This is a genomic window from Cloacibacterium rupense (assembly GCF_014645495.1).
Lineage (GTDB): Bacteria > Bacteroidota > Bacteroidia > Flavobacteriales > Weeksellaceae > Cloacibacterium > Cloacibacterium rupense.
Genome location: NZ_BMLV01000005.1, coordinates 241,477 through 261,976, shown reverse-complemented (window position 1 = coordinate 261,976; position 20,500 = coordinate 241,477). Strand labels below are relative to the sequence as shown.

Annotated in this window: 15 protein-coding genes; 10 read left to right on the top strand and 5 right to left on the bottom strand. The window is 33.5% G+C overall.

Going from position 1 to position 20,500, the window contains the following annotated elements; genetic code table 11:
* Positions 1-72 precede the first annotated feature (72 nt).
* A complete protein-coding gene (gene radA, locus IEW40_RS11815) occupies positions 73-1,422 on the bottom strand; it encodes a DNA repair protein RadA (RefSeq protein ID WP_188618307.1) in 1,350 nt (449 codons plus the stop codon).
* A gap of 515 nt (positions 1,423-1,937) precedes the next feature.
* Here radA and pyrG point away from each other — a divergent pair.
* Entirely contained in the window at positions 1,938-3,545 is a 1,608-nt protein-coding gene (pyrG, locus tag IEW40_RS11810) for a CTP synthase (protein ID WP_188618306.1), read from the top strand.
* A gap of 144 nt (positions 3,546-3,689) precedes the next feature.
* Positions 3,690-5,492 (top strand): membrane protein insertase YidC, encoded by a 1,803-nt coding sequence (gene yidC, locus IEW40_RS11805; RefSeq protein WP_229663443.1) that lies wholly within the window; start codon positions 3,690-3,692, stop codon positions 5,490-5,492.
* 131 nt (positions 5,493-5,623) lie between these two features.
* On the opposite strand, the gene rnhB is transcribed toward yidC, so the two are convergent.
* On the bottom strand, positions 5,624-6,208 hold the full coding sequence (gene rnhB / locus IEW40_RS11800) for a ribonuclease HII (protein ID WP_188618305.1): 585 nt from the start codon (positions 6,206-6,208) through the stop codon (positions 5,624-5,626).
* Between the two features lie 454 nt (positions 6,209-6,662).
* On the opposite strand from rnhB, the gene IEW40_RS11795 reads away from it, so the two are divergent.
* From IEW40_RS11795 to IEW40_RS11765, 7 genes are all read left to right on the top strand, one after another.
* Positions 6,663-9,677 (top strand): SusC/RagA family TonB-linked outer membrane protein, encoded by a 3,015-nt coding sequence (locus tag IEW40_RS11795; RefSeq protein ID WP_188618304.1) that lies wholly within the window; start codon positions 6,663-6,665, stop codon positions 9,675-9,677.
* An 18-nt stretch (positions 9,678-9,695) separates the two neighbouring features.
* On the top strand, positions 9,696-11,123 hold the full coding sequence (locus IEW40_RS11790) for a SusD/RagB family nutrient-binding outer membrane lipoprotein (RefSeq protein ID WP_188618303.1): 1,428 nt from the start codon (positions 9,696-9,698) through the stop codon (positions 11,121-11,123).
* Between the two features lie 81 nt (positions 11,124-11,204).
* Positions 11,205-12,962 carry an arginine--tRNA ligase gene (gene argS / locus IEW40_RS11785; protein ID WP_188618302.1) on the top strand — a complete coding sequence of 586 codons (1,758 nt, stop codon included), beginning with the start codon at positions 11,205-11,207 and terminating at the stop codon, positions 12,960-12,962.
* Positions 12,963-13,230: 268 nt separating this feature from the next.
* A complete protein-coding gene (locus IEW40_RS11780) occupies positions 13,231-14,268 on the top strand; it encodes an AMP-binding protein (protein WP_188618301.1) in 1,038 nt (345 codons plus the stop codon).
* A 44-nt stretch (positions 14,269-14,312) separates the two neighbouring features.
* Positions 14,313-14,705: an alternative ribosome rescue aminoacyl-tRNA hydrolase ArfB gene (gene arfB, locus IEW40_RS11775; RefSeq protein ID WP_188618300.1), complete on the top strand. Its 393-nt coding sequence runs from the start codon at positions 14,313-14,315 to the stop codon at positions 14,703-14,705.
* A 505-nt stretch (positions 14,706-15,210) separates the two neighbouring features.
* Entirely contained in the window at positions 15,211-16,188 is a 978-nt protein-coding gene (locus IEW40_RS11770; RefSeq protein ID WP_188618299.1) for a deoxyhypusine synthase family protein, read from the top strand.
* A 350-nt stretch (positions 16,189-16,538) separates the two neighbouring features.
* Positions 16,539-16,853, top strand: a complete 315-nt coding sequence (locus IEW40_RS11765; protein ID WP_188618298.1) for an MGMT family protein — start codon at positions 16,539-16,541, stop codon at positions 16,851-16,853.
* Positions 16,854-16,935: 82 nt separating this feature from the next.
* Here the strand turns inward: IEW40_RS11765 and recA are convergent, their stop codons facing one another.
* Entirely contained in the window at positions 16,936-17,937 is a 1,002-nt protein-coding gene (gene recA / locus IEW40_RS11760; RefSeq protein ID WP_188618297.1) for a recombinase RecA, read from the bottom strand.
* Positions 17,938-18,175: 238 nt separating this feature from the next.
* On the opposite strand from recA, the gene IEW40_RS11755 reads away from it, so the two are divergent.
* Positions 18,176-18,673: a phosphoglycerate mutase family protein gene (locus tag IEW40_RS11755; RefSeq protein WP_229663442.1), complete on the top strand. Its 498-nt coding sequence runs from the start codon at positions 18,176-18,178 to the stop codon at positions 18,671-18,673.
* Positions 18,674-18,704: 31 nt separating this feature from the next.
* On the opposite strand, the gene IEW40_RS11750 is transcribed toward IEW40_RS11755, so the two are convergent.
* Together IEW40_RS11750 and IEW40_RS11745 are read right to left on the bottom strand one after the other, a co-directional pair.
* Positions 18,705-19,214 (bottom strand): DUF4252 domain-containing protein, encoded by a 510-nt coding sequence (locus IEW40_RS11750; protein ID WP_188618295.1) that lies wholly within the window; start codon positions 19,212-19,214, stop codon positions 18,705-18,707.
* Between the two features lie 19 nt (positions 19,215-19,233).
* Complete coding sequence (locus IEW40_RS11745; protein WP_188618294.1) at positions 19,234-20,472, bottom strand: DUF4252 domain-containing protein; 1,239 nt, start codon at positions 20,470-20,472, stop codon at positions 19,234-19,236.
* Positions 20,473-20,500: the final 28 nt, after the last annotated feature.

The following is a 20,500-nucleotide window of genomic DNA, read 5'->3' as shown; positions in this document are numbered from 1 at the left end:
GTATTATGGTAAATAATTCTTAAATGTTTGTTTAAAGTTAAGAAAAATTTACGAGTACTAAATCTTTTTTTTCTAAAAAATCTTTTCGTGGAATTCCTCTATTTTGTTTACTCCTTCTATTGTTATTCCATAATTTTTCTTAGAAATTTTACTTTGTTTAGAGATGAAAATCTTTTCATAACCTAATTTTTCAGCTTCCGAAATGCGCTGTTCTATTTGCGGAACAGGTCTTATTTCTCCACTCAAACCTATTTCTCCTGCAAAACAATATTTTTCAGAAATGGCAAGGTCTTCATTGCTGCTCAGAATTGCTGCAATCACCGCTAAATCTAGGGCTGGGTCGTCTGTTTTTATTCCTCCTGTGATGTTCAAGAAAACATCTTTTGCGCCAAGCATAAAGCCTGCACGTTTCTCTAAAACTGCCAACAACATATTCAGCCTTTTGGCATCAAAACCAGTAGAGCTACGCTGTGGAGTTCCGTAAACAGCACTAGAAACCAATGCCTGAATTTCTAGCAACATAGGTCTGTTTCCTTCTAGAGTAACCGCAACTGCATTGCCAGAAAGCTCCTCGAATTTTTTGGTAATCAGGATTTCTGAAGGATTTTTTATTTCTTTCAAACCTTGGGTCACCATTTCATAAATCCCAATTTCTTGGGTAGAACCGAAACGGTTTTTCTGCGCTCTCAGCAGTCGGAAAAGGTGATTTCTGTCGCCATCAAAATTCAGAACTACATCTACCATATGTTCTAGAACTTTAGGGCCAGCAATTTGACCGTCTTTGGTAATATGCCCCACTAAAATAATAGGAATGTTGTTTTCTTTGGCAAATTTTATCAATTCATTAGAACATTCTCTAATCTGAGAAATGGTTCCGGGTGAGCTTTCAATCAACTGAGATTGAAGCGTTTGTATAGAATCTACAATCATGACGTCAGGTTGCAGATTTTTGGCTTCTTTCAAGATTTTTTCTACTGAGGTTTCGGTGTATAGAAAACAATTCGGGTTTTGTACATCTGTCAATCTATCTGCGCGCATTTTAATTTGCGAGGCACTTTCTTCGCCTGAAACATAGAGGATTTTTTTCTTCATTTTCAAGGCGAGTTGTAGCAAAAGTGTAGATTTCCCAATTCCAGGTTCACCACCAATCAAAATCACAGAGCCGAGAACAATACCACCACCCAAAACACGATTAAGTTCTTCGCTTATCGTTTTTAGACGTTGTTCATTACCCGCTTCCACTTCGGTAATATTGATAATTTTTTGTTTACCACTTCCTAGTATATCATAGTGCGAAGATTTTTTTTCTACTATTTCTTCGACTAGCGTGTTCCATTCTCCGCAATTTTTGCATTGTCCGTGCCATTGCGAGTATTGAGTGCCACAGTTTTGGCAGTAATATGCTGTTTTTATTTTTGCCACCTTTATTTTTAATGCTAAATGATGATTGATAAAAGAATTTGCAATTTACAAAAATAAATATTTTAAGACTGATTATTGTCTATATGAAACTATCTGCAATGTCTTTTTTATGTTTCTAATGGATTGATTTAATAATGGAAGGATTTAGTATGAGTTGAAGTAGGGTTTCGTTCGAATCAAGTTTTATGTTTGTTCGAGGTTTCTTCGAAAAAAGTATCTATTTTCCGAAGCTGACTGGGAGGATTCTCGAACAATCCTCGAACAAACCCTTAAGAAAAGTTGAATTTTATTGCCTGTTCATAGGTCTTTATATTTGAGAGCTTTTACAATTAAAAACCATCAAATTTAGAAATCTAAGTCAAAAAAATAAATTGTTGAGCTAAATAAAAGGGAGTTGTTTTTAATTAGATTTTAACTGATGAAATAGGCGTGCTAAAATTTTGAAGAAGCCAAATCTCATAATAAAATTTGCTCCCTATCCTAAATTCCCCTAACTTTGCACAAACCTAAATCTAATGAGTAAAAAGAATACCAAGTACATCTTTGTAACAGGAGGTGTAACTTCATCATTGGGAAAGGGCATTGTGTCTTCATCACTTGGCCTTCTCTTAAAATCAAGAGGCTTTAAAGTAACTATCCAAAAACTAGACCCTTATATTAATATAGATCCAGGTACGCTAAATCCGTATGAACATGGAGAGTGCTACGTAACGGAGGATGGTGCAGAAACAGATTTGGACTTAGGACACTATGAAAGATTTCTAGATTCTCCTACTTCTCAAAACAACAACGTTACTACTGGTAGAATTTATCAGACCGTCATAGAAAAAGAGCGCAAAGGCGATTTCTTAGGGAAAACGGTACAGGTAATTCCACACATTACCAATGAGATAAAGCGAAGAATCAAAATTTTATCAAAACAAGATTACGACATCATCATCACCGAAATTGGTGGTACAGTAGGTGATATAGAATCTTTGCCATATATAGAAAGTGTACGCCAACTGAAGTGGGAATTGGGTGAAAATAATTCTATGGTAATTCACCTTACTCTTTTGCCTTATTTAGCAGCAAGTGGAGAATTGAAAACCAAGCCTTCTCAGCATTCCGTAAGAATGTTGATGGAATCTGGCATTATGGCAGATGTTTTGGTTTGTAGATCAGAACATAAAATCCCGAAAGAAGTAAAATCTAAACTGGCGCAATTCTGTAATGTACCTTTCGAGAATGTTATAGAAAGTATGGATGTGGAAACCATCTATCAGGTTCCTTTAGAATTGCAAAAACAAAAATTTGATGAGGTAGTTCTCAAAGAATTGGCATTGCCAATCAACCAAGACTCTGATTTAAAAGATTGGAAGGATTTCTTGAAAAAATATAAAAATCCTAAGAAAAAAGTAGAAATCGCTTTGGTGGGTAAATATGTTTCTCTACAAGATTCATATAAATCTATTGCCGAAGCTTTCATACATGCTGGTGCTGCACAAGAAACCGAAGTGAAGCTGAGATGGATTTACAGTGGTGACCTTACAGAATCTAATCTAGAAGAAAATTTCAAAGGAATTGACGGAATGCTTATTGCTCCTGGCTTTGGTGATAGAGGTATAGAAGGTAAAATTTTAGCCGCAAAATATGCCAGAGAAAATAAAATTCCACTCTTAGGAATTTGTCTCGGAATGCAGATTATGACCATAGAATTTGCTAGAAATGTTCTAGGTTTCAGAGATGCTAATTCTTCCGAATTTGATTTAACCACCAAGCATCCTGTAATATCTCTAATGGAAGAACAGAAAAATGTAGTAGAAAAAGGTGGAACCATGAGATTGGGAGCGTGGAAATGCCAATTAAAACCTAGCACTAAACTTTTTGAAATCTATGGAACTAAAAATATAACTGAAAGACACAGACACCGTTATGAGTTTAACAGTGAGTTTTTAGAAGATTTTGAAAGCAATGGTTTAGAGGCTTCGGGAGTAAATCCTGATACCAAATTGGTAGAGACCATAGAACTTCAAAACCATCCTTTCTATGTAGGGGTGCAGTATCACCCAGAGTACAAAAGTACAGTTGCTACGCCACACCCTTTGTTCTCAGCATTGATAAAAGCAAGCACTAAAAAATAAACGACAAGCTCCTAGATGATGGGAGCTTTTTTTATGTCGAATAAAAAGCGTCATTTTGGCAAAAATTTCCTATTTTTGTCAGCTAAAATAAATAGGAATACTATTTGAGAAATATAATCTCGAATTTCAAATTTCAAATCAATTATGATGCAACAAAACAACGGATTAGATAGAAATCAATTAATTAGCTTTTTTATATTTTCTGCCGTACTGATGGCTTTTATGTTTTATTTTCAAAATAAACAAACAGATGAAGCTAAAAAGTCACCACAAGACTCAAAGACAGAGCAAAAGGTAACTACTGCTAAGCCTACGAATGCGGTTAATATTACAACTCCTGTAAATGCAGCAGCTATAAAAAATGTAACGCTTAAAAATGAATTGTTAACAGTAGAGTTTTCTGCTTTGGGCGGTCAGATTTCATCAGCGAAATTGAATCAATATTTTGCTTATGACAAAAAAACAGATGAACATGACTTGCCTCTTTATTTAATCAATAAAAATAATTCTAGCTACGGATTTCAATTTAAAGATAAAACAGGCAAGGTGTTCAGCACCAAAGATTTAATCTTTAGCCCAAGTGTTGCTGGTAATTCTGTAACAATGACTGCTCAGGTTTCTGGGGCAACCATTCAGTTTGTATATACTTTATTAGATCAATACGCTATAGATTTCAATGTTAAAACTCAAGGTCTTTCTAATTTAGTTACAGATGATAAAGCAGAATTTAACTGGAATTATTCTGTAAGAGGAATGGAAAAAGGGCGCTCGCAAGAGCAAACCCATTCTGAGTTTAATTATGCTTTCAATAATTATAAAGATGCAGATTATGATACCAATGGTTTCGAAGAGCCCAAAGAAACACTCAATTGGATTGGCGTAAAACAACAGTTTTTCACTTCGGTTATAGAAACTTCTAATGGTTTTATTAATTCAAAGGGAACTCAAGAGTCTATAAAAGAAGGTGAGCTTTTAAAGAAATTTAATTTTGATGGACAAATTAAACTTGCCGGAAACGAGTTAAATCAAAATTTCAAATGGTATTTTATGCCATTGGATTTACCATTACTCAAATCTTTTGAAGGAAAAGAGTTTGATACCATTTTACCACTTGGTTGGAGTTTTATAGGAACTCTGAACAGATGGTTTTTTGTGCCCGTTTACAATTGGCTGACAGATTGGGGAATTGCTGCAGGATGGGTAATTTTCTTGATGACCATTGTTACCAAGTTGGTTCTGTCTCCAGTAATGTATAAGCAGCACAAACTGAGTGCTATGATGAAGGTGGTAAAACCTGAAATAGAGGAGGCTAATGAAAAATTCAAAAATGCAGACCCTCTTAAAAAGCAACAAGCGACTATGGAAATCTATAGAAAAGCAGGAATTAATCAGATGGCGGGTTGTTTACCAGCATTGGTACAGATTCCTATTTTCTATGCATTGTTTCGTTTCTTCCCGAATATGATAGACCTTAGAGGAAAGAGTTTTTGGTTTGTGAATGACCTTACCGCTTATGATGATTTGATTAAACTACCTTTTAATATTCCGTTAATTGGCGAGCATATTAGTATTTTTGCTATTGCTTGTACTGTAGTTATTTTGATATATACTATCATGACTTCTGGTAATATGCAGCAACAGCAGCAGCCAGGTATGCCAGATATGAGAATTATGATGTATATTTTCCCAGTTACATTTTTCTTTTTCTTAAATACCTCTTCATCTGGTCTTTCTTGGTATTATTTTGTATCTAATGCATTAAATATTTTTATCATTTTAGCCATTAAACATTGGATTTTAGACGAGAAAAAGATTCACGCAATGATTCAGGAAAATAAAGCCAAAGGACCTAAGCCAGAAGGTAAATTCCAAAAACGTATGCGCGAGATGATGGAAAAAGCACAAGAGCAACAAAAAATGCAAGAAGCGCAAAAAAGAAAAAAATAAACATGTAAATATTACAAAAATCGGATAGGAAATTCTTGTCCGATTTTTTTGTGAAAAATTTTGAGAATGTTGATAATGCCTAAAATATTCATTATATTTTTCTCCAATAATCAATCATCAATCATCAATTATCAATCATAGTCAAGTCTAAAGGATTTTCTATGATATGGAGTAGGGCCAAATTTCTTTAATGCTTCTCTGTGTGTTTTGGTGGCGTATCCCATATTTCTATTCCAACCATATTCTGGGAACTCCTCGTGAAGGTCAATCATCAAAAGGTCTCTGTAATTTTTTGCCAATATTGAAGCTGCTGCAATAGAAAGAATTTTTGAGTCTCCTTTTATGATGCATTGATGTGGGATAAAATTATAAGGATGAAATTTATTACCATCAACCAAAATAAGTTCAGGTCTTATTTTTAATTGGTCTAGTGCATTGTGCATTGCGTGAATGCTGGCGTTTAAAATATTGTGTTGGTCAATAAATTCTGGCGATAGTTCAGCAATGGCGAAATCAATTACATTATCTTTTATATATGAGTCTAATTCTATTCTGGTTTTGAAGTTTAATTTTTTAGAATCGTTGATGAGGTTTTGGTCAAAATGCTCATCAATGATTACTGCTGCTGCAACTACGGGGCCACAAAGACAACCTCTTCCTACTTCATCACAACCTGCTTCTATATATTGATTAGACCAAGACTTTAATAATTCCATTTGTTAATTAGTGGGGGTATTGTTAATGCAATTTAATATAAATTTTGATTTTTAATATTTCTTTAACAAGCAAATAGATTTTTTTATTGCTCATTGTTTAAAAATGGAGTTAATTTTTATTTTTACATGTTTATTTGTTTTTTATGGTTTTTTTAGAGGTGTGGTGTTGTTTAAGTTATTTTAATCTAGAAAAATGTATTTTTTTTAAAAAACACCCTCGTCTTGAAGGGTTTTGGAGATAAAATATCAAAAAATAAATTTGATTTGATTTTTTTTGTTTAAATATTTGATAATTTTTGATGCTTAAAATGACAAAAATCACATCACTAAATTGTTATTTAACACAAATATAACAAAAAAAGGAAAAAATATTATTATTAACATTTTTTTAACTAAACTATTGTTTAATTTAATAAAGTTTTGCATATTTGGGCATTGAAAAATTTAATTTGATATGAAGAAACTAACAAAAAGCGTTTTAGCTGTTGTTCTTACTGCTTCTTTTACTGTGTCATATGCACAAAAGACAAAAGTAGACACTACTAAAACTAAGGATATCGAAGGCGTGGTTGTAACTGCCTTGGGTATTAAAAGAGAAAAAAAATCTTTAGGGTATGCTTCTCAAGAAGTAAAAGCTGAGGCTTTAACAGAAGGAACTACCAAAACTGGAAACGTGGCATCTTTATTATCAGGGAAGGTTGCTGGTTTGAATGTAAACACTAACAATAACTTTGGCGGTGCAGCAAACTTAGTGATTAGAGGAATTAAAACATTAGGTGGAGGTAATCCACTTATCGTTATTGATGGTTCTCCTGTTAATAATAGTATGATTTATGGTTCAAGTTTTGACTATGGTAACTTTTTACAAGATATCAATCAAGAAGATATTGAATCTGTAAACGTATTGAAAGGTGCTGCTGCATCTGCACTTTATGGTGAGAGAGGTCTGAATGGGGTGGTAGTTATTGTTACAAAAAATGGTAAAGGTAAAGATGATGGTTCATGGGGAGTAACTTTGTCTTCGAATGTACAAGCGGGTTTTATAGACAAATCAACTTTCCCAAAATATCAAACTCAATATGGTGCTGGTTATGATCCTTCATTTTATTATGGTAGTGCCTCAGATGGTAAAGATTTTGTAAATTTCGGTGAAGATGCTTCTTGGGGGCCTAAATTTGATCCAAATTTATTAGTTTATCATTGGGATTCTTTTGATCCAACCTCTCCTAACTATGGAAAAGCAATGCCTTGGGTAGCAGCTAAAAATGGTCCAATTACATTTTTTGAAACCCCATTTACTTTTGCAAATACAATTTCATTAGAAAAGGGTAATAAGAATGGAAACTTTAGTATGTCTTATGATAATATGATTGCTAATGGGCTTATGCCTAATTCAGATTTGAATAAGAATACATTATCATTAAAAGTTAACCACAATTTAACAGATAAATTACATGCAACAGTTTACACGACTTTAACAATCCAAAGAACTAAAGGACGTAATGAAACTGGGTATAGTGATAATATCGTTTCTGGATTTAGACAATGGTGGCAGACTAACGTAGATGTTATCTCTCAAAAAAATGCATATTATAGAAATTTAGCCCTTAATGGAGTTACAGGAAGTAATGTTACTTGGAATAGAATTTCTGATGCAGATGGTAATCCAATTTTCTGGAATAACCCATACTTCCAAAGATATCAAAACTATCAATCTGATGATAGAACTAGATCTTTTAGTTATGCACAATTAACGTATGATGTATCAAAAGGATTCAGTGTAACGGGTAAAATATCTCACGATTTGTCTAATATGTATATCCAGAATAGATTAGCAGTTGGTTCATTAGCTCAAGGTTTTGGTCAGTCTGGTAAATCTGTACCTTCAGGTTATGCTAGACAAAATATTAATATGACAGAAACAAACTATGATTTATATACAAATTATAAGTTCGATATAACTTCTAGTATTAATGCAAGTGGTATTGTTGGAGGGAATGTAAGAAGAAACTATTATAATTCTATTTATAATTCGACCGAAGGTGGATTAGTAGTGCCGGGCATTTATTCATTAGGAAATTCAGCACAAGCAACTTTAGCTCCTGCTGAAAATGAATATACTACACTTACAGCAAGTGCTTATGCAACAGCTTCATTAGACTTTTATAAAGTATTTTATCTAGATGCTACAGCAAGATGGGATAAGAGTTCTACTCTACCAAAAGGTGATAATGCATATTTTTATCCTTCAGTTACTGGAGCTTTCATTATTTCTGAGTTATTCAAACCAAATTTCTTGAATTTCTGGAAAGTTAGAGCTAATTATGCTGAAGTAGGTGGAACAGCAGATCCTTACATGCTTTCTACGACATATTCATCTACAGGGATTTTTAATGGTCAAGCTGGAGGTGTAGGTATTTTTGGTTCACAAACAACTCAACCAAATGCTAGTTTAAAGCCTCAAAAGTCTAGAGAATTTGAGGTGGGTACAGAGTTTAAATTATTCAATAATAGAGTTAGTTTAGATTTTGCATATTATAAAACAAGAACGTATAATCAGATTATTTCTTTGCCAATTTCTTCAGGAAGTGGATTGTCTTCAGCAGTAGTTAATGCAGGACAAATTAATAATGAAGGTATGGAATTTCAATTAGGTTTAGTTCCTATAAAGACTAATGATTTTTCTTGGAACATTGATGCTAACTGGTCTAAGAATAAAAACGAAGTCGTAAGTCTTCTTCATAACGGAGTTTCAGATGTTTCCAACATTTTATTAAACTCTTTCCAAGGAGGTGTTTCAATTAATGCAAGAGAAGGTTACGCTTGGGGAACTTTAGTAGGATCAGATTATGTTTATCTTAACGGACAGCCTGTAATTTCTGCTACTACAGGTAGATATCAAAGAGTTGGTAATCAAATTATTGGTAACGCTACTCCAGATTGGATTGGTGGTTTAAGAAATACATTTAATTATAAATCTCTATCTTTAGGTTTCCTAATTGATGTGAAACATGGAGGTCAAGTTTTCTCAACCGATATGTATTATGGTTTAGCAACTGGTCTATATCCAGAAACAGCTGAAGGTGGAATAAGAGAAAATGGAGTAATATATCCAGGAGTTAATCCAAATGGACAAGTTAACCAGACAGTTACTACTAACCCATCTGCTTTTGGTTCGTTAGACGGTTATGCGAGAATGCCTGCTTCTAGATTTGTATATGATGCTTCATATGTTAAATTAAGAGAGGCTAGTATAGGTTATACGTTGCCAAAAACAATGTTGTCAGGAACATTTATTAAAGATGCTAAAATATCTATTGTAGGTAGAAACTTATGGATAATTCATAAAAATACACCTTACTCTGACCCTGAAGCTAGTGTTGGTGGTGGTATCAGAACTTATGGTTATTCTATTGGTACTTTACCTACGACTAGAGATATTGGTGTTAATGTAACATTTAAGTTTTAATCAAAAATTTATCAAGAAATGAAAAAACTATTAAGTTCAATTATATTAGGAGTCTTAGCATTTAGCTTAACTTCGTGTGAGAGAGATATCACTTCTCTAAACATAGACCCGAAGCACCCTCAGGTTTTACCTTCAGGAACATTATTCGCAATGGGGCAGTATCAACAATTTTATTATGCATATACTGGAAGCGTAAATCACAATAATTATAGATTTTTTACCCAAATGTGGTCAGAGACTACCTATACAGATGAGGTGAACTATGATTTAGTAACTCGTAATCAGCCAAGAAATGTTTTTAACAGATTGTATGTTTACACGATCAATAATTATGAGCAGGCAAAAACCAATTTAGCTTCAGAAGGAGGTGATCCAAGTTTGAAAGCAAATAAGTATGCCTCATTAGAAATTGCACAAATCTTTGCTTGGGAACAAGCCGTAGATACATTTGGTGATATACCTTATACTGATGCTTTAAAAGCTAGTTCAGGTCAATTTGCTCCAAAATATGATGATGCAAAGAATATTTATGTAGACTTAATCAAAAGACTAAATAATGTTCTTGGAAATATTAACTTATCAAAATCTGGCTATGATAAAGAAGATTTAGTTTATTATGGTGATATGTCAAAATGGACTAGACTAGCCAATTCTATAAGACTGAGACTTGCAATTAACTTAGCTGATACTGATCCTGCATTAGCAAAAACAACAGCAGAAGCTGCTGTTGCTTCAGGTGTACTTTCATCTAATGCAGATTCATACAGCTTTCATTTTGATGGAGGGACTTTCACTAATCCAGTTTTTGATGATTTAGTAGCGTCTGGAAGATATGATTTTGTTCCTTCTCAGCCAGTTGTAGATTTAATGAACTCTAAGAGTGATCCAAGAAGAGATGTTTGGTTTACTAAAATCGGAGGTGTATACAAAGGTGGTCCTTTTGGCCCGTTGGCTCCTTACAACAGTTATTCTCATATTTCTTCTCATTTTACAGGCGCAGATGCTCCAGCTAATTTATTTAGTTATGTAGAAGTTTTATTTCTAAAAGCAGAAGGGGTTGCTAGAGGATTTAATATGGGTGGCGCTACTGCAGCTGATTTATTTAAAGCTGCTCAGCAAGCTTCAATGGATGAAAATGGAGTTCCTGCAGCTGATGCTTCAGCTTACATTGCAGCACATCCTTATGATGCAACTAATTGGAAAAAGTCTATTGGAGAAGAAGCTTGGATTTCATTATTTGATAGAGGTTTTGCTGCTTGGAATTTTACGAGAAGACTTGATTATCCTGTTTTAACTAACCCAACAAACTCAAGATTAACTGCAGTTCCTAAAAGAATGCCTTATTCTGATCAGGAATATGTGCTTAACAAAACTAATGTTACCGCTGCTGCAACTAAAATTGGTGGTGATAAAGCTGAAACTAAATTATTCTGGGATAAATTCTAATTTATTTCAAATAAATACAATAAAAACCATCCGATTTTTCGGGTGGTTTTTTTATTTATTATCTTTGCAAAAATCTTTAAAATGGATATCAAACAAAATATACAAAATTCAATTTCTGAAATCCTTAAAAATGTTTACCAAATTGAAAATCTTTCTTTAGAAGTTCAACAAAACAAAACTGATTTTGAAGGAGATTTTACCGTAGTTATTTTTCCTTTGGTGAAAATGGCCAAAAAAAGTCCAGATGTTTTAGGAAATGAATTGGGTGAAGAATTGAAGAAAAAAAATGTGGTTGAAAATTACAATGTAGTTAAAGGATTTTTAAATTTATCTGTCAATAATTCGGTTTTTATTCAAAATTTCAAAGAAATAAAATCTCAGTTTGAAACAAAAGAGAATAAAAACCAAACCGTAATGGTAGAATATTCTTCACCGAATACCAATAAACCATTACACTTGGGGCACATCAGAAACAATTTATTAGGTTTTTCTGTGGCTCAAATTCTAAAAGAAGCAGGTTACAATGTAGTAAAAACTCAAATAATCAATGACAGAGGAATCCATATTTGTAAGTCTATGCTAGCTTGGAAAAAATTCGGAAACGGAGAAAAGCCCGAAACTACTGGCTTAAAAGGAGATAAACTCGTTGGGAATTACTATGTAGAATTTGATAAAAATTATAAAGCTCAAATTTCAGAACTTAAAGAGCAAGGTTTAGACGAAGAAACCGCAAAAAAACAAGCGCCAATTATTCAAGAAGCTCAAAAAATGCTTTTAGATTGGGAGCAAAATAAACCAGAAGTTCGTGAACTTTGGGAAAAAATGAATGCTTGGGTTTATGCTGGTTTTAATGAAACTTACAAAAGATTAGGCGTAGATTTCGACCAAGTTCAGTACGAAAGCAATACTTATATTTTAGGAAAAGACATCATTGAAGATGGTTTAGCAAAAGGCGTTTTCTTTCGAAAAGATGACAACTCAGTTTGGATTGATTTAACAGAAGACGGACTCGACCAAAAGCTTGTTCTTCGTGGCGATGGAACTTCCGTTTATATGACACAAGATTTGGGTACTGCAGTAGAACGTTTCAAGCAAAATGATATTCAGAAACTCATTTATACCGTTGGAAATGAGCAAGATTACCACTTCCAAGTGTTGTTTTTAATTCTAAAAAAATTAGGTTACGATTGGGCAAATCAATTGTATCACCTTTCTTACGGAATGGTAGAATTACCTGAAGGTAAAATGAAATCCAGAGAAGGAACGGTAGTTGATGCAGATGATTTAATGCAAGAAATGTACGTTACTGCCAAAGAAAAAGCCGAAGAATTAGGAAAATTAGAAGGTTTGTCTGACGAAGAAAAAGAAAATTCTTACGAAATTGTAGGTTTAGGCGCTCTGAAATATTTTATGCTAAAAGTTGACCCTAAAAAGAAAATGCTTTTCAATCCTGCCGAAAGTATAGATTTCAACGGAAATACAGGCCCTTTCATTCAATATACTTACGCCAGAATTCAGTCATTGTTGAACAGAGCAAATTTTGTAGAAAGTGATTTTGGAAATTACGAGCCAAATGCTTCAGAAAAAGAATTGATTATGCAATTATCTAATTATAAGGAAGTTGTGGAAAAAGCTGCGGAAACTTTAAGTCCAGCTCAAGTTGCCAATTATGTTTATGATTTGGTGAAAACGTACAATTCTTTTTACCAAAACAATCCTGTAATGACTTTAGAAGATGAAAATGCAAAACAATTCAAGCTTCAAATCTCTGATTTAACAGCAAAAACCATCAGAAAATCCCTTAATTTATTGGGAATTAACGTGGTAAACAGAATGTAATTGTTTTAAAATATTGGCGTGCCCTTTTGTTTTTTGCCACCACATAACCCTTTCTGCGTTTCAAACGCAAAAAGGGTTTTCCATTTCAAAAAAACAAAACGTCGGTCTTCGGCAAGTCGCTTTTTCTAGCGGTGGCGAAGCCGCCGCTAGAAAAGAGCTCCAACAATTGCCTTCGCCCTCACGCAAAAAATCGTTAACTTTACACGATTAGTAATTATAGAATTTATATCACATAAATCTGCTCTATCAGTAAAATCAGCGAGAGAAAATGCAAATCGACTTCAAAAATTTTAATATAGAAAATGTCCAACCCAAAACAGAATTTGAAAGAAAAGTTCTGGAGTTTTTGCAAGAATGGTTTTCAGGTTCTGAAACCGTTTCCGTCCAAACTTCTGGTTCTACTGGAATTCCAAAAACGTTTGAAATTGAAAAAAAGAGAATGCTTAATTCAGCAAAAATGACTTGCGATTTTTTAGGATTAAAAGAAGGAGATTCTGCATTCCTTTGTTTGCCCGTTCAGTACATTTCAGGAAAAATGATGTTGGTAAGAGCCATCGAAAGAAAACTGAAAATCATCATTTCTGAGCCAAGTTCAGCTCCAGAAATAATTAAAAAAGTAGAGTTTTGTGCGATGACGCCTTTGCAAGTTCAAAATTCTTTAGATAAAATTCATTTAATTAAAAACTTAATTATTGGTGGAGCTGCCGTTTCAGAAAAGTTGAAAAGTGAAATCTCTACTACTCTCCAATTCTCCAGTTCTCCCACTAGAATTTTCGAGACTTACGGAATGAGCGAAACACTTTCTCATATTGCTTTGAAACAAATCTCACCAATTCAGAAAGAATATTTTACCATTTTAAATGATGTTGAAATTTCTGTAGATGAAAGAAATTGTTTGAGAATTTTTGCACCAAAACTCAATCCAGAAATTCTACAAACCAACGATATTGTAGAGCTATTGAATGAAAAGCAATTCAAATTTTTAGGAAGATTTGACAATGTGATTAATTCTGGAGGAGTGAAAATCTTTGCTGAAGAATTAGAATGTTTTGTTAAAAAACATGTCGATAGAGATTTAGTTTTCCTAGGAAAACCAGATGAAACTTTAGGTGAAAAATTGGTTTTGGTGATTGAAGGAAGTGAAGATGGAAATCTCAAATCTCAAATCTCAAATCTCAAATTTGAAAATAGGTTTCACATTCCGAAAGAAGTATTATTTTTAGAGAAATTTCCGAGAGCAGAAAATGGTAAAGTTTTAAGGAAAGAAATTCTTAAAATATTTTTTGACACCCCGTCTAAATCATAGATTTAGACACCCTTCTGAAAGAGGGGAACCGATTTGTATAAATTATGAAAAATTTTGAGCACGAACTTTCTTACAAGACTTCCAGAAGTAGCGGAAGTGGCGGACAAAACGTAAACAAAGTAGAAACTTCCGTAACTGTACTATGGAAGGTAGAAGATTCTACGGTTTTTGCAGAAAGTGAAAAAGAAAGAATTTTGTTTAAACTTAAAAACAAAATTAATGCAGAAGGAATTCTTCAAACTACAGTTTCTGAAAGTAGAACTCAACTCCAAAATAAGAAAATTGCTACAGAGAAAATTCAGGAATTGGTGAATAAATCTCTGATTGTTCCTAAGAAAAGAATCGCAACTAAACCCAGTAAAGCCAAAGTAGAAAAACGTTTGGAAAGTAAAAAGAAACTCTCTGAGAAGAAAGAAAATAGAAAATTCAAATATTAAAATATGAAAAAATCAGTCTTCAAAATTGTTAACCGGTTCAATAAAAAATTTCTCCCAAAATACAGCCATCTTGATCCAACGAAACTCACGAAATTACAAAAAGGAGTTTTGGCATTTAGATATTATGTTTTAATCAATTCTTTGGATTAGTATGGGGAAATGGCGCGAGCGAAGCGAGCGTCGACTGTTTTCAAAGTTGAGAACGCTCCTAAAAATTCCTCTTCTTTGAAGGGGTGTCGAAATTTTCACAGAAAATTTTGACGGGGTAGTTAAAAGAGTGAAAAGAATAACGAAAAGTGATTTCTAGCCCCGATTGAACGGTCTGTTTGAGCTCTTTTTAGAAATTTTTTTAGAGGAATGGTTTGGCGAAAATTTCTTAAAAAGCGAGTAGTGAAAGCGGGACATTAGTTGAAAAATAAGTACAAATGTCTTGCTTCTAAAAACTTATGTATTGCATCTTCTCACTTCCTGCAAAAGTCTTATCTTTGCAAAAATTCTTATAAAAATGAGCAATAAACCGATTACCGAATTTATAGAAAAATATTATTTGCATTTTAATGCTGCTGCTTTGGTAGATGCTGCCAAAGGTTATGTAGCACACTTAAAAGATGGTGGGAAAATGATGATTACTTTGGCTGGAGCGATGTCAACCGCAGAAATGGGAAAAATTTTGGCAGATATGATTCGTGAAGACAAAGTAGATATTATTTCTTGTACAGGTGCCAATTTAGAGGAAGATTTAATGAATTTGGTGGCGCATTCTCACTACGAAAGAGTACCTCATTACAGAGATTTGACACCGCAAGAAGAGTGGGCATTGCTAGAAAGAGGTCTCAATAGAGTGACGGATACTTGTATCCCAGAAGAAGAAGCTTTCCGTAGGTTGCAAAAACACATCTATGAAATTTGGAAAGATGCAGATTCTAAAGGAGAAAGATATTTTCCGCACGAATATATGTATAAAATGATACTTTCGGGAGTTTTAGAACAGTATTATGAAATCCCAAGAGAAAATTCTTGGATGATTGCTGCGGCCGAAAAGAATTTGCCAATTGTAGTACCAGGATGGGAAGATTCTACCATGGGTAATATCTTTGCAAGCTACTGTATAAAGGGAGATTTGCAAGCTTCTACCATGAAATCTGGAATAGAATATATGATGTTTTTGGCAGATTGGTACCCGAAAAATTGCAGCGGAAAAGGTGTAGGTTTCTTCCAAATTGGTGGGGGTATTGCAGGAGATTTCCCAATTTGTGTAGTGCCAATGTTGTACCAAGATATGGAAATGCACGACATCCCATTCTGGAGTTATTTCTGTCAGATTTCAGATTCTACCACTTCTTATGGTTCATATTCTGGGGCAGTTCCGAACGAAAAAATTACTTGGGGCAAGCTAGATATCACCACGCCGAAATACATCGTAGAAAGTGATGCTACCATTTGTGCACCATTGATGTTTAAATATATTTTAGAAAATTCTTAAGGATACAGACGAAAGTCAGAAGTTATACAAACGCTCAAATGATTTTGGGCGTTTTTTTTGTCATTGCGAAGAACGAAGCAATCTTTGGTGATTTTGCAGGGCGAAGTCGGGGTAGTTTTAGGAGCAAGAAGAGTAGAGCTTCTTTTCACGTTCTGTCCTGCTTTCCGCACTCGCTTTTTTATTTTTTTTCAAAAAATAAAAAGAGCTCAAACAAATGCTCCAATCAGGGCTAGAGTTAACTTTTCGGTTTTTGTTTTGAAGATTTCATAACTTTGAAAACAATCGACGCTCGCTTCGCTCGCGCCAAAGAAATCCTCAAAAATTTCTAAAAAAAGTATAACTTTACGTATATGAATGAAACCTTCAAACAGCAAGTTTTTGAAATCATCAGAATGATTCCAAAAGGTAGAGTCACTAGTTATGGAGCGATTGCGAAGGCAGTTGGTTTCCCAAATCATTCTCGACATGTAGGAAATGCTCTGCGCAATTATGACGAAGATTTTCCTGCCCACAGAGTTTGTAATTCTTCGGGAGTTATTTCTGCGGAAGGTTGCATTCCAAAGTTTACAGAAAAATTAGCCAAAGAAGGAGTAGAAGTAAAAGGAAATAAGATTCAGAATTTCAAGAAAATTTTTTGGAATCCTTTAGAAGAAATTAATTTATAAACGTAGGAACGCGCCATAAGGCGCGTTCTAAAATTTTGAAAAGTTTACAGCGATAGCTTCGCAGCCACCCATAATTAAAAAATTATTTCTTTTCTTGAATAGCCGTTTTTATTTTCTCAGCCAGTTCTTCTAAAAGTTCAGGGTTGTCTTTTAAAAGTTCTTTTACTGCATCTCTACCTTGTCCTAGTTTTGTATCACCATAGCTGAACCAAGAGCCAGATTTTTTAACAATGTCATATTCTACCCCTAAATCTAGAATTTCACCCACTTTAGAAATTCCTTCTCCGTACATAATGTCAAATTCTGTTTGTTTGAATGGAGGTGCAACTTTGTTTTTCACAATTTTCACTTTCACTCGGTTTCCTACAGCATCTTCACCTACTTTAATCGGAGAGCCACTTCTTCTGATGTCAATTCTTACTGATGCGTAGAATTTCAGTGCATTTCCACCAGTCGTAGTTTCAGGGTTTCCGAACATTACCCCAATTTTTTCTCTTAATTGGTTAATGAAAATCACTGTACATTTGGTTCTAGAAATGGTAGCAGTTAATTTTCTCAACGCTTGAGACATCAGTCTTGCGTGTAAACCCATTTTAGAGTCTCCCATTTCGCCTTCAATTTCTGCTTTTGGAGTAAGAGCAGCAACAGAATCTACCACAACGATATCAATAGCTCCAGAGCGGATTAAATTATCTGCAATTTCTAATGCTTGTTCGCCATTGTCAGGTTGAGAAATAATTAAATTTTCTACATCAATTCCTAATTTTTTGGCATATCCAGCATCGAAAGCGTGTTCTGCATCTATAAAAGCAGCAATTCCGCCTGCTTTTTGTGATTCTGCAATAGCGTGCATGGTAAGGGTGGTTTTACCAGAAGATTCTGGTCCATAGATTTCGATAACTCTACCTTTGGGATAACCGCCAACACCTAGTGCGATGTCTAAACCAAGAGAACCACTTGGGATTACTTCTACCTCTTCTACGGCGCTATCTCCCATTTTCATTACGGTACCTTTTCCGTAGGTTTTGTCCATTTTTTCTAGCACTAGTGCTAGTGCTTTTTTCTTATCGTCTGAACTGCTCATTTTTTTCTTAAATTTTATCAAAAATACTAATTAATTTTGGTTTTGTTTAAAAGAACTTTTCCACATTCTTTTTTACAACGACAAAGATATCATACTAATGCGACAAAACATGTCGTATTAAAATATTGATTTTTTATTTTAGATTTGTGATAAAATTAATGGTATGAAAAATTTGTTATTAAAATATTTTCTTTGTCTTTTTTGGGTTTTGGGCTTTCATTTTTGTTATTCTCAAGAAATGAAAGTTGATACTGTTTTTGTAGGGAATCTAACTAATCAAAAGATTGAAAAGTTTATAAAAAAACAAGCGACAGTTTTTATCATTGTAAGACACGGTGAAAAAGAAAACAGTGGTAAAAATCCGCATCTTTCTGAAGCCGGGAAAAATCGTGCGATAAACTTAGCAGAATTATTAAAAAACGCTAAAATAGATCACGCGTACAGCACAGATTTTTTCAGAACCAGAGAGACTTTAGAATATTTGGTTTCGGATAAAAAATTAGAAGTTAAAATCTATAATCCTTCTAAAATTTCGGATTTTGTAAAAACCGAATTGGTTTTTAATCAGTCTAAAAGTATTATTTCGGGACATTCTAATACCAATCCATTGTTGCTTAATGAAATTTGTAAAGTTAATTTTTACAAAGATATCCCAGATGATAAGTTTAATGATCTATATATTGTAAATGTTTTTAGAAAAGGAAAAAGAATTAAAGTTTTTCATTTTTTGTATTAAAAAAACTGCCCAATAGAGCAGTTTTACTTTCTTAATTATTGTTGGCTACAGAATCTTTATTTTTTTCTGAAAGTTCAGCAATTTTGGCAATATCATCCATCGAGAATCTCCCTAAAACTTTTACATAAACCAAGTCTTTTTCATCTTTTACGGTTATGAGTAAATCCTTGATTACAGTATCAGAATTGGTAATGGCAGACATGATTTTCAATTTAGAGTCTTTGCTATTAACACTTACTAATTCTTGTAAATTACTCCCGAATGATTGTCTAGAAAATTGAGTTGCCATTTTTTCTGTTGCATTTTCTACGGTATAGACTTTTACTTTTCTTATTTTTCTAATCAAGTTGATTACCTGTTCAGATTCTCCGTCTTCTCGCAGTGCTTTTTTGATGTAAGGTTTTACCAAAAACATGGGTACGTTTACTTTGGTAATAGTGGCATTTCCTTTTGTTTCTTCGTTATAAAGAGATTTTTCGCTCACGAAACAAGATTGTAAAAAGAATAAAATAGGTAGTAAAAGTAAATATTTTAGTTTCATTTTTTTGTCATTTTATAGATTAGTCAATTTTTTTGATGATAGCACCACTGCTTTTTTTCACATTAGAAGTCACTTCTGGATTTCCTTTGTATTGAACGATAGCACCAGAACTTGCGTTGACATCTAAAGTAGAACTAACATTTACCTTTGCAATAGCACCAGAGTTTACGTCTACTTTTACATTTTTCGAAATTAAATTTTGAGCATTACAACTAGCTCCACTTCCTAATTTGAACGAGGCGTTTTCTGCATTTCCTTTGGCGTTAATAATCATCCCTGAATTTCCAGAAAAATCTAACATTTTAGCATTAATATCTAATGTAAGTACCGAACCAGAATTAGCTTGAATGGTCATTTCATTATAATCAAAATCTGCGGTTACAATAGCTCCAGAGTTGATTTGGGCATTCAGTTTTTCGTCTGAAACTTTGTTTTTAGTTTTAAAAATAGAGCCTGAACTTACATAGAGGTCATCTAATTTAGGATTTTGAATATTGATTAAAAGTTTCTTGAATTTCAAATTTTTATTAGAGCTTCTGTCGATAGAAACTTTCAAAATTCCGTTTTCAACTTTTGTTTTTACATATTGCATTTTGTCTGCATCTGCAATTACTTCTACTTTTCTATCATTTCCTTGGGTAAAATCTACAATTACACCAGCCGAAATATCTACCCCGTGGAAAGCTTCTACACTTCTGATAGATGAAATATTATCATTTGTAGGAGCTGGTTTCTGAGTTTTTTCTTGCACATCATTTACCAGATTAGAAACGTCATTCATAGAGATTTTTCCGTCGAGCATCATCAGTACATTGCTGTCTTCTCCGTTGATGGTCAATAAAAGATTATCTAGAATATCAGAAGAAGTATTGGCAGCTAAAAATTTTATTTTATTGTCTTTGCTGTTTACGGTCATCAGCTCTTCGTAGTTTAAGTTTTTAAGAGCAGAAAGCATAGATGATTGTACTTTTTGGAAATTATTATAAGCTTTGATAGAGTCATTGTTTCCCTTTTCTGGCTTTTCTACTACTAAAATTTTCAGAGCATTTACTTTATTGATGAGCGGTTTAATTTTTTTCAAATCTTCATCTTCAATACTTAGATTTCCTAGAAGTCTAAACATAGGTTTTGCAATTTTGATTGAGGTCACACCTTCTGTGTCTTGATACTGGTCAAATAGTTGGTTCAGTTTATCACTTTGTCCAAAAATATTGAGAGTGCTGAACATCAAAATGAATATAAATAATATCTTTTTCATAAGTAGTTGTTTATTTTGTTAAAGGTCT

Coding starts and splice junctions, on each gene's coding strand:
- recA (WP_188618297.1), bottom strand. CDS start 17,937: ATGAGCAGTTCAGACGATAAGAAAAAAGCACTAGCACTAGTGCTAGAA.
- IEW40_RS11790 (WP_188618303.1), top strand. CDS start 9,696: ATGAAAAAACTATTAAGTTCAATTATATTAGGAGTCTTAGCATTTAGC.
- arfB (WP_188618300.1), top strand. CDS start 14,313: ATGAAAAATTTTGAGCACGAACTTTCTTACAAGACTTCCAGAAGTAGC.
- IEW40_RS11795 (WP_188618304.1), top strand. CDS start 6,663: ATGAAGAAACTAACAAAAAGCGTTTTAGCTGTTGTTCTTACTGCTTCT.
- IEW40_RS11765 (WP_188618298.1), top strand. CDS start 16,539: ATGAATGAAACCTTCAAACAGCAAGTTTTTGAAATCATCAGAATGATT.
- IEW40_RS11755 (WP_229663442.1), top strand. CDS start 18,176: ATGAAAGTTGATACTGTTTTTGTAGGGAATCTAACTAATCAAAAGATT.
- argS (WP_188618302.1), top strand. CDS start 11,205: ATGGATATCAAACAAAATATACAAAATTCAATTTCTGAAATCCTTAAA.
- IEW40_RS11770 (WP_188618299.1), top strand. CDS start 15,211: ATGAGCAATAAACCGATTACCGAATTTATAGAAAAATATTATTTGCAT.
- IEW40_RS11780 (WP_188618301.1), top strand. CDS start 13,231: ATGCAAATCGACTTCAAAAATTTTAATATAGAAAATGTCCAACCCAAA.
- IEW40_RS11745 (WP_188618294.1), bottom strand. CDS start 20,472: ATGAAAAAGATATTATTTATATTCATTTTGATGTTCAGCACTCTCAAT.
- yidC (WP_229663443.1), top strand. CDS start 3,690: ATGATGCAACAAAACAACGGATTAGATAGAAATCAATTAATTAGCTTT.
- rnhB (WP_188618305.1), bottom strand. CDS start 6,208: ATGGAATTATTAAAGTCTTGGTCTAATCAATATATAGAAGCAGGTTGT.
- IEW40_RS11750 (WP_188618295.1), bottom strand. CDS start 19,214: ATGAAACTAAAATATTTACTTTTACTACCTATTTTATTCTTTTTACAA.
- pyrG (WP_188618306.1), top strand. CDS start 1,938: ATGAGTAAAAAGAATACCAAGTACATCTTTGTAACAGGAGGTGTAACT.